The sequence below is a fragment of the Helicobacter sp. 23-1044 genome (assembly GCF_053654695.1).
This window is the reverse complement of sequence record NZ_JBSIUQ010000003.1, coordinates 150671-157595: the sequence shown is the minus strand read 5'-3', so window position 1 is coordinate 157595 and position 6925 is coordinate 150671. Positions and strand designations below refer to the sequence as shown.

The window sequence follows — 6925 nt, the reverse complement described above, 5'->3', positions numbered from 1 at the left end:
TTGAAAAGCACCACCGCCATTACTTCGCTTGTTTCACGCAAAAATAATCCAAAGCACCACCGCCATTACTTCGATTGTTTGAAAGACACAAATCGCAGAATCTCGCACGAAATTCGTAGAATCTAATAATCCGTCATTGCGAGGCAGTTTGAGCGAAGCGAAAACAACGAAGCAATCCATAATAAAAATTAAAAAAATGGATTGCCACACTCGCTTCGCTCGTTCGTAATGACGAGAAAACAAAAACGCTAGATTCTGCGAAACAAACAAAAATTGCAGAATCCACCGCAGATTCTGCGAATCGCATAATTTTCGCAGAATCTGCCCTTTAACGCATTATTTTATTCACGCGCTCTATCACTTCATCAGGCGTTATTAACTTCATACAATTATGATGTTTTAGCGGACATTCGCGCTTTTTGCACGGCGCACAGGGCAAATGCTTATCCAAAATCACCGCATTATCCACCCACGGCGAAGTCTCACGCGAATCAGTCGCACCAAAAATCGCAATGAGTGGTACACGAAACGCCGCTGCGATGTGCATAGGACCGCTATCATTGCTTATAAAAATATCCATAGACGCGATATAATCGACTAGCTCGGTAATTGTAGTCTGTCCGATTAGGCTATGAAAATGCGGATTTTGCGCTAGATTCGCAGGGAGATTCACACTATCATTGCCAAAAACAAATACCGCGCAGTCATTTTTCAAAAAATGCAAGATAATCTCCACAAAATACCGCTCTTCCCACCGCTTCGCGCTCCCATACGCCGCGCCCGGATTTATGCCAATGCAAAGCAAATCATCGCTTTTAAAGCCCTTAATCGCGCGATTTTGGAGTTTTAAAGGCGTAGATTTGTGCGAAATTTCGCTCATATTTTTTATAATTTTTTTGCCACAGATTTCATTTGCAAGATTCATATAACTTGCCACTTGATGAAGTTTTTTAACGAATCTAACGCGCTTATTTAGTAAGATTGTGCGGATATTTTTCGCATAACCCACGCGAATCTTTGCGCCTGTTAGATAAATCAAAATTGCCGAAAAAAAGTGATTTGTAAAATCCACCGCAATGTCGATTGCACCGATATTGTCGCGAATCTCTCTTGCAAAATTTTTTGTCGCTAAAAATCTATCTTTTAACCCATTTTTGCGTCCATTTTGTGCCTTTTTTGTCGAATCTATAAAGATTTTCTTCACGCGCAAATCTCTACTATAAATCCCGCAACTTGCCTCCGTGCCGACTAAAATAAACTTTGCATTTTTAAAATGAGCTTTCATCAATTCAAAGGCTGGACTTATCATAACCGCGTCCCCAAGCCAATTTGGCAATCGCAACAAAATCATTTTAGATTCTGCGTTTTTCATCATTTTCTCCACATTTTTTAAAGATATTTTAGCTAAAATCCGCAATTTTTAAGTTTGCAAAATAGGATTTTTATGACAAATAAAACTACTAAAAACGCAGAATCTAGTGTAGATTCTGCGATTATCACCCCGCGAGTTTTGAGCGGATTCAAAGATAGACTGCCAAATGAGGCGTTTGCCAAATACAAACTTTTGCGACTTTTAAGCGCGGAGTTTGAAAACTTTGGCTTTATGCCGATTGAGACGCCACATTTGGAGTATGCGGACATTTTGGTAAAGCAGGGCAGCGATGAGATTCAAAAAGAACTCTACCGCTTCAAAGACCACGGAGGGCGCGATGTGGCGTTGCGATTTGACCAAACCGTGCCACTAGCAAGGTTTATCTCACAGCATAGAAGTGAATTAGAATTGCCATTCAAACGCTATGCAATCGGCAATGTTTTTCGCGGTGAGCGCGCACAAAAAGGGCGATATAGAGAATTTACGCAATGTGATTTTGACTTTATCGGTAGCGATTCAATCGCCTGTGATGCGGAAGTCGTGCAAGTGATTTATGCGTCATTGTGCGCTTTGGGGATTGATGAATTTACCATTTGGCTAAATAATCGCAAGATTTTGAATGGAATCTGCGCTCATTTTGGCGTGAAGGGCGAAATAAATGCGATTTTGCGTGTGATTGACAAAATCGACAAAATCGGGCGCGAATCCGTGTGCGATGAGCTATCAAAGATTATCCCGCCAAAAATTGCAAAAGATTTGATTGAGACCACAAGCATTAAGCAAATAGGCAATGCTGAGGAATTTTTTGGCGAAATTGCGCATTTAAAGGCGTGGAATGATGAGCTAAAAAATGGCATTGAAGAGATTGAGCGTGTGTATGAGATTTTAAGCGGGTTAAATATGGATAGAGACTGCTACCGCGTGAATTTTGCCATCGCGCGAGGGTTAGGATACTACACAGGCATCGTTTATGAAACCACGCTAAATCGCCACAAGGATTTGGGAAGCGTGTGTAGCGGGGGAAGATATGACAATCTAACGGCGACTTTTTCAAAAGAAAAAATTAGTGGCGTGGGCGCGAGTATCGGCATAGATAGGCTGCTTGTAGCACTTGGCAAAGTCAAAAAACAGCCCTCCGCACGAGTTTTAATAATCTGCCTTGATGAAAAAAACTTCAACTACGCCTACAAAATCGCCGAATCTTTTCGCCGCAGCAAAATCCCTAGCGAAGTCTATCCTGACATCGCCAAAATCAAAAAGCCCTTTTCTTATGCGAACTCCAAAGGACACGAATTTGTCGCAGTTATCGGCGATGATGAAATCAAAAGCAACGGCATAACGCTAAAAAATATGACAAGCGGAATGCAGATGAATAGCATTTCACTTTTAAAAGCAATCGAACTTTTGAGAGCGTAAAATGGGCGAATCTATTGCGAATCTAGCGCGATTTTGGCGCGAATCTAATGCAAATCACAAATCTAATGCGAATCTTGCGCGAATCTAAAAGGGCATAAATGAAAACAATCACAATCGGCACAAGGGGAAGCGTCCTAGCCCTGTGGCAAGCGAATTTTATCAAAGATGAGTTAGCAAATCTGGGCGTGTGCGCTGAGCTAAAAATCATCAAAACCACAGGCGACAAAATTTTGGACGCACCGTTATCAAAAATCGGTGGCAAGGGACTTTTTACCAAAGAATTAGAGGAGAAATTGCTAAATGGCGACATTGATTTAGCCGTGCATTCGCTAAAAGATGTGCCTGTGATTTTGCCAAGCGGTTTGCAACTTGTCGCAATTACCAAGCGCGAAGATGTCCGCGACTGCTTTTTAAGCGATAGATTTGCGGAGATTGAATCGCTCCCACAAGGCGCAAAAGTCGGCACGACTTCACTGCGCAGGGCAATGCAAATCAAAGCTATTCGCGCTGATTTAGAGACATTGAGCCTTCGAGGCAATGTGCAAACGCGCCTAAATAAGCTAAAAAGTGGCGAATTTGATGCAATCATTTTGGCAAAGGCAGGCGTGAATCGGCTGGATATTGCGACAAATGAAGTGCGATTCATCGTGCCATTTGAAGTGAGCGCGATGATACCCGCTATGGGGCAAGGTGCGCTAGGGTTAGAGTGTAGAGAAAATGATGAGATTGCGGATATTTTAGCGAAGCTAAATCACACGCCCACGCGCATAGAATGCGAGGCAGAGAGAGAATTTGTGCGCCTTTGCAATGGTGGCTGTCAAGTGCCTATTGGCGTAAATGCGAAGTTAAGTGGCGAATCGCTTGAAATTCACGCGATTTTAGGACTGCCAAATGGGACAAAAATTTTGCGCGAATCTATTTTTGATTCGCACGAATTAGACGCAACTTCAAGCATTCAAAACGCCAAAGCCCTTGCGCAAAAATTATTTGCCATTTGCGAACAAAAGGGCGCGAAACCCTTGCTAGATGAAGCCCTAGCGATGATAGAGGATTACTTTGGATAGAAGCTACAAAAACGCCTTTTTTTACTACTCATTTAGCGATTGCGCGTATATTGAGGGGTTGGATACGCGCTTTCATTATGCTGCGATTGAGCAATGCAAAGAGGAATTTTACAATGCGCTTTTAGAGCGCGGGTGGCGGCGATTTGGCGAAATGTTTTTCGCGCCGTTTTGTGATTTTTGCGATAAATGTGTGTCGATTCGCTATCTTGTGGGCGATTTTGCACTCTCACAAAACCACAAGCGAATCTTACGCAAAAACGCCCACATTCGCATCGAATTTCAATCGCCCACTTATAACGCCGACAAAGTCGCACTCTACAACAAATATCACAGCCAAATGAATATCAAAAAGGGCTGGGAATACAATCAAATCGATAGGGACAAATATAACTATATGTTTGTCGATGGGCGCGGGAGTTTTGGCAGGGAAATCTGCTTTTTGGACGATGGGAGGCTTGTTGCGGTGGCGTTAGTGGATATTTTGAGCGCACACAAGGCGATGAGCGCGATTTATTTTTTCTACGACCACGATTATGCGAATCTCTCGCTTGGGACATTTTCGCTTTTGAAACAATTTGAAATCGCAAAGGATTTGGGCGTAAAATATCTCTATCCGGGATATTGGATTAAAAATCATCGCTCACTAGGCTACAAAGAGCGATTTAAGCCATTTGAATATTTGATAAATCGCCCAAATCTCTATGAAATGCCAGAGTGGCGAAAATATCCCCATTCGTCATTCTAACGCGAAACGAGAGTTGAGCGAAGAATCCAAATACTCCCCGTCATTTGTGGGATTCGGCACGAATCCATTTGCCTTTTTCTATTATTGCGAGATTCGCATAGTGAATCGAAACAATCCGTAGGATTTACTAAAGAAACTTCGTTTTGCGAGCGAAGCGAAGCAGCCATCCAAATCACACGAATCTAAATTAGATTTGTTAGATTCATAAGATTTGCTTGAAACATTGCATTGCCAAATCTACGCTACAATGCTAAAAAAACCAAATAAATCCACACAAATCCATATAGATTTGATGTGGATTTATGGCTAATTAGATTCTTTGTCGCTATTTAAAATTTCTCTTATAGCCATAGCAGGAATAAATAGCAGCATTGCCACCATACACGCAACAATAAAGGTTTTCATTTACAAATCCTCCAATTCATCGACTCTTTTATCAATCTTTCGCACAAGCCACCACGCCGAGCATAAACAAGCTATGGCGCATATAAATGACACTAATAACAACCAAAACTCCACATTTTGATAGCTTGTGGCAGCCCATCCTATAATCGCTAATAGCGTGGCTACGGCGATACCAAGCCAAAATCTTAAACCAATGATTTTTTCTTTGACTTTGTCCTTTTTACTCATCAAAAATCCTTACACGCCAAATATTTTGAATTATATCGTAAAATTTACAGCACAATGCTAAATACTCTCAAAGCCATAACAATCCCTAAAATTTTCAAAAACCTTAAAAATTCTCAAAGCTCCAAAGCCTTTGATTTACTTTGTTGCTGAAATATTACCAAAAATTAAACTTAAAAGACACTTAAACACAAGCACTTTATTTTTATTTTTGCCCTTTGATTCGCTTATCTGTTATAAATTCGGATTTTTTAGATTTGCAGGATTTGGATACTTCGCGCTGTCGCGCTCAATATGACAAATTTTGTGTGGATTGCTTAGATTTTGCGAATCATAAAATCTCGCAATGACGGACGGGGCGAATCTAGTGCAAGATTCGCACAAAGCAATCTAAAAAATCCAAAAAATCCACTTCAAAAAAATCACAAAAAACACAAATTTTTAAGCTAAACTTAAATCGCAAGTAATTAGAATCCCAAAAAGGCAATTTTGCAAATCAGCTGTAAGGATTAAAAATGGCAAAATTTATCGTAATTTTTCTAATCACCGCCCTATTTTGCGTGGCAATCTACGCCCTAAATTGGAGCAAAATCATCTCACTTTGCTTTGGCGCAGTGGCAAATCTCCGCTTCCCAGCCACGATGCAGAGCTTTATCAACGCAAAATATGTGGCGTTTTTCAATATCTCTTTGAGCGAATTTCCGCCACTTGAATCGTATAAAAGCCTAAATGAGCTTTTCACTCGTGGCTTACGCAAAATGCGCGATTTTGACAAACAGGACAATATCATCATTTCGCCTAGCGATAGCCTTGTGATTGAGAGTGGCAAAGTCGCGCAGGGCAGGGCATTGCAAATCAAGGGCTTTTCTTATGAAGTCGCGCCACTTTTGGGCGTGAGTGCAAGAGATTTGCCCCCAAATCTCTACTATGCGAATCTCTACCTGTCCCCTCGTGATTATCACCGCTATCACGCGCCTTGCGATATGTTTGTAGAATCTATCGTGCATTTTAGGGGCAAACTCTTGCCTGTGCATCAAAAATCGCTAAACAAAAATCAAAATCTCTTTATTCGCAATGAGCGCGTGGTTGTGAGCGGGCGAATGAAAAATGGCGCGAAAATTTATTTTGTCGCGGTGGGTGCGCTAAATGTGGGGCAAATCGTCTTTTATGTCGAGCCAAAATTGCAAGAAAAATTTAGCGAAAAAAAGAGAGAATTTTTCTACAAAGAGCCAAAATTTGTCCGCAAGGGCGAGGAATTAGGAATGTTTAAAATGGGCTCTACGATTGTGCTATTTGTGGAAGCTAGTGGCGAATCTAGTGGCAATTCGTCTCTTACGCGACCTATTTTACCTTTTGCGCGGGAGTTTGAAAAATTCTCGCTCGATAAACCATCAGTTCTATCTCGCTCGAATTTTTCGGCACAACCCACAAAACAAGGCGAAGCCGAAGTTTCTTTATCCAATCTCGCGCAAGATACTAGAATTGCGGAGGATACAAATGATTTGTCATTGCGAGATTCTGCGAAGCAAAATCGTGGCAATCCATTAGATTCTGCGAAAAGCAACAAAATCGCAGAATCTAGCGAAAAATCATCAGATTCTGCGAATGAAGCAGATTCTGCGCCACAAATCACAATTTTCAAACAAGGCGAAAAGATTCGCTTTGGCGAGGCATTATTTAAGTTAAACTAGCGCGAGA

9 protein-coding genes are annotated in these 6925 nt (G+C 41.4%); 6 read left to right on the top strand and 3 right to left on the bottom strand.

Annotation, left to right across the window (positions count from 1 at the left end):
- Positions 1–33: 33 nt before the first annotated feature.
- Both ACWIUD_RS04605 and waaF read right to left on the bottom strand, forming a co-directional pair.
- Positions 34–270, bottom strand: a complete 237-nt coding sequence (locus ACWIUD_RS04605; protein WP_454147143.1) for a hypothetical protein — start codon at positions 268–270, stop codon at positions 34–36.
- A gap of 58 nt (positions 271–328) precedes the next feature.
- Positions 329–1375, bottom strand: coding sequence for a lipopolysaccharide heptosyltransferase II (gene waaF, locus ACWIUD_RS04600; RefSeq protein WP_454147141.1), 1047 nt, complete (start codon positions 1373–1375; stop codon positions 329–331).
- Positions 1376–1492: 117 nt separating this feature from the next.
- On the opposite strand from waaF, the gene hisS reads away from it, so the two are divergent.
- The 4 genes from hisS (at position 1493) to ACWIUD_RS04580 (ending at position 4718) form a co-directional block, all read left to right on the top strand.
- Entirely contained in the window at positions 1493–2788 is a 1296-nt protein-coding gene (gene hisS, locus ACWIUD_RS04595) for a histidine--tRNA ligase (protein ID WP_454147152.1), read from the top strand.
- A 98-nt stretch (positions 2789–2886) separates the two neighbouring features.
- On the top strand, positions 2887–3852 hold the full coding sequence (hemC, locus tag ACWIUD_RS04590) for a hydroxymethylbilane synthase (RefSeq protein ID WP_454147139.1): 966 nt from the start codon (positions 2887–2889) through the stop codon (positions 3850–3852).
- Positions 3845–4597 carry an arginyltransferase gene (locus ACWIUD_RS04585; protein WP_454147137.1) on the top strand — a complete coding sequence of 251 codons (753 nt, stop codon included), beginning with the start codon at positions 3845–3847 and terminating at the stop codon, positions 4595–4597. Before hemC ends, ACWIUD_RS04585 begins: the two co-directional genes overlap by 8 nt.
- Positions 4554–4718 (top strand): hypothetical protein, encoded by a 165-nt coding sequence (locus ACWIUD_RS04580; protein WP_454147135.1) that lies wholly within the window; start codon positions 4554–4556, stop codon positions 4716–4718. The genes ACWIUD_RS04585 and ACWIUD_RS04580 overlap by 44 nt, the downstream gene beginning before the upstream one ends.
- A gap of 284 nt (positions 4719–5002) precedes the next feature.
- Here ACWIUD_RS04580 and ACWIUD_RS04575 read toward each other — a convergent pair whose 3' ends face one another.
- Positions 5003–5230, bottom strand: coding sequence for a hypothetical protein (locus ACWIUD_RS04575; protein ID WP_454147133.1), 228 nt, complete (start codon positions 5228–5230; stop codon positions 5003–5005).
- A 321-nt stretch (positions 5231–5551) separates the two neighbouring features.
- Between ACWIUD_RS04575 and ACWIUD_RS04570 the strand changes: the two genes are divergently transcribed.
- Positions 5552–5677, top strand: a complete 126-nt coding sequence (locus ACWIUD_RS04570; RefSeq protein ID WP_454147131.1) for a hypothetical protein — start codon at positions 5552–5554, stop codon at positions 5675–5677.
- A 65-nt stretch (positions 5678–5742) separates the two neighbouring features.
- On the top strand, positions 5743–6918 hold the full coding sequence (locus tag ACWIUD_RS04565) for a phosphatidylserine decarboxylase (RefSeq protein WP_454147129.1): 1176 nt from the start codon (positions 5743–5745) through the stop codon (positions 6916–6918).
- Positions 6919–6925 lie beyond the last annotated feature (7 nt).